The 642-nt window shown below is 61.5% G+C and carries 1 protein-coding gene; it reads left to right on the top strand.

Annotated features, from left to right (window positions below; all coding sequences use genetic code 11):
- A partial coding sequence (locus ACM6J5_RS20465) for an immunoglobulin-like domain-containing protein (RefSeq protein WP_414929224.1) occupies positions 1–642 on the top strand: 642 nt, incomplete at both ends.

Here is a 642-nt window from a genome sequence, read left to right as displayed (position 1 = left end):
GGCGGCCAACGTGGCCATCACCGACACCGTCAGCGAAGTGATCGCGACCCTGACTGCGGACAAATCCACCGTGGCCGAAGGCGGCTCGGTCACCTACACCGTGACCCTGACCAACGCGGCCGGCCTGCCGATCAATAACCATGGTCCGTTAGAGTTCACCCTCTCCGACGGCACCAAGATCACCGTCCCGGCCAACACCGCGACCGGCACAGCAACCATCGCCGCGGCCGACGACGTGTTCACCGGCGGCCAGGCAGCGATCGTCAACAAACTGGAATCGGTCAGCGGCGCGGACAACTTCGAAAAACTGACCCTGAGCCAGACCGACGTCAAAACTACTGTCACCGATGAACCATCGGGTCAGGGCGACCAGGTCACGGTGAGCATCGAAGGCAACGGCGGTGTGCAGGAAAACCTTGCGCCGACCTTCACCGTCAAGCTTGACCAGAAGCTCGATCACGACCTCAAGGTCACCCTGAGCAATGGCGGCACCGTCACCATTGAAGCGGGCAAGCTGTCGGCCATTTACACCGCACCGGTGCAGGGCGACGACGTTTACAAGGACGGTCAGACCCTCTCGATTGGCGTCAGCGATGCAACGGTTGACGGCAAAACCTTCGAAAACCTGGTGATCGACGGCAC

The organism is Pseudomonas sp. IT-P74 (assembly GCF_949768175.1).
Classification (GTDB): Bacteria; Pseudomonadota; Gammaproteobacteria; order Pseudomonadales; family Pseudomonadaceae; genus Aquipseudomonas.
The sequence above is the reverse complement of the archived record's forward strand: the minus strand, read 5'-3'. Positions and strand labels throughout refer to the sequence as shown.